Consider the following 2172-nt stretch of genomic DNA (forward strand, 5'->3'; position numbering starts at 1 on the left):
CGCGGCGCGGGTGCCGGCTGGGCGCCGGCCTGCAGGGCGCCGCCCATGGCGCAGACCAGGAGCACGCCGATGCGAAGCACGGAGAAGGACGACGGTTTCAAGGGCGGGCTCGCTTTCACTTCTGCGTCACCGTGGCGCCCGTGCGCGCGAGGCGCCGCACATCCGTGATCACCGACAGCGTCGCCGCCTCGGCAAAAGCGCTCACGGCGCTTTCGGTCGTCACGGCCGGCACGTAGCTCGCGTAGTTCTGCGACAGCAGCTCGCGCCCGCCCGGCTCGGCCAGCGTGAGCCGCCACTGGGCGCGCGTGGTGCCGCGCTGCTGCGGCACATTGCGCTGGAAGGCCAGCGTGAGCACGAGCGCATCGGCCGACCCCGAGGCCACCAGCTCGTTGCGCGTGACGATGCGCTCGACCGCGCCGCGCACCGCCGCTTCGCTCACGCCCGATGGCAGGTCGCGCACGCGCACGGTCACCGGCCGGTTGCGCACCGGGATCAGCGCCGCTTCGAGGAACACCGCCTTCTCGCCTTCGGCCATGCTCTGCTCGATGGCCCTGGCGACGGTCTTGATGTCGGTGCTGGCCACCGTGGCCGGCATCAGGTCGATGCCGACCGAGTTGAGCACCCGGCCGTACGAGGTCTGCGTGGCCGCATAGGCCGTGGCGAGCTGGAAACGCGACACCAGCGCGCGCGCATCGACGCGCAGCGCCTCGAGTTCGCTCTCGAGCTGGTTGCTGGCACCCGCGCGCGCCACGCTGGCCATGCGCTGGTCGACGCGGCTGGATTCGGCCGCCAGCTCCTGGTCGACCACCGCCAGCTTGTAGCGCTCGGCCGACACGCGCACCTGCGTGACCACCGCCATGGTCAGCGCCAGGCGGCGGGCCTCGTCGGTCTTCTTGCGCGCGTCGTTGGTGCGGTTGATGGCCGGGATGGCCGCCAGCCGGAACAGGTCCATCGACAGGCTCACGCCCGCGTCGCTCCAGTTGCTGTTGTAGAGGAAGGAGTTGGAGTCGTAGCGCGCCCCGGCGTACAGGTTCAGGCTGGGGAACAGCGAGGCGATCTGCTTCTTGGTCTCGGCGATGCCGATGCGCGCCTTGTAGTCCTCCTCGCGCAGCTCGGCACGGTTTTCCAGCGCGGCGACCTCCAGCTTGTCGATGTCCAGCGTGACCGGCGCGCGCCCGTCCTGCGGCCCTTCGACCAGCGTGAAGTCGACGCCCGGCGGCAGGCTCATGAGCGCGGCCAGCTCGCGCTTGGCGAACTGCATTTCCTGGCGCTTGGCGTTGACCAGCGACATCGCGTCGAGCAGCGCACGCTGGTAGGCCAGCCCCTGCGCCGGCGGTAGCACGCCGGCGCGCTCGGCCTCGCGCGATTTCTTCAACGCGTCCTCGATGCGCACGGCCAGCCGGTCGGCGTCGCCGATGAGTTGCTGCGCGCCGATGGCGCGCCAGTAGGCGCTGCGCACGTCCTGCGCGATGTTCTGCAGGATCTTCCGGCGGCGCTCCTCCGCGATGTTGACTTCGTCGGCCGCCTGCTTGGCGCGGAAGTAGCTGATGCCGAAGTCGAGCGCGTTCCACGACAGCGTGGCGCGGCCGTAGTAGTGCGAACGCTGCTCCGAGGTCGAGGGCCGCAGGCTCACCACGCGGTCCTCGATGCCGATGCTGGTGCCGCCCGAGTCGTTGCTGCGGTCGTTGTAGCCGGCATCCGCCACCAGCTTGGGCAGCATGTCGGCCGCCGACACGTCGAGCAGGCCGCGCGCCAGGGCCGACTCCATGAGCTTGAGGCGGTAGTCGGCGTTGTACTTGAGCGCGCGCGCCAGCACCTCGGAGTAGGTCATGGGCGTGGCGACCGCGGCCTGGTCCTTGTAGAGCTGCTTCTGGTCGTGGCGCACGCGCACCACGATCTCGTCGCGCGTGAGCTGCACCGGCGTCATGCTGCAGCCGGCCAGCATCAGCGCGGCCGCGGCGGCAGTCCACGACAGGGGGAAACGGAAGGTCGACGCGGGTTGCTTGTGAATGTCGGTCATGGTGCTCGATGGATAGGACATGGTTCGATGGCTCCGGCAGGCGTTTCTTTTTGCGTCGATCAGCTCGTGGGCACGCGCACGGTGGGCGTGGCGCGCTGCGGATGCCGCAGCAGGTCACGCACCGCGTCGCGCTCCGCGGCGGCCGCGGCCAC

At 70.3% G+C, this 2172-nt stretch carries 1 protein-coding gene; it reads right to left on the reverse strand.

From position 1 onward, the window contains the following. Positions 1–115: 115 nt before the first annotated feature. Positions 116–2041: a TolC family protein gene (locus tag VBO01S_RS31275; RefSeq protein WP_082818362.1), complete on the reverse strand. Its 1926-nt coding sequence runs from the start codon at positions 2039–2041 to the stop codon at positions 116–118. Positions 2042–2172 lie beyond the last annotated feature (131 nt).

It is taken from the genome of Variovorax boronicumulans NBRC 103145, assembly GCF_001591345.1.
GTDB lineage: Bacteria > Pseudomonadota > Gammaproteobacteria > Burkholderiales > Burkholderiaceae_C > Variovorax > Variovorax boronicumulans.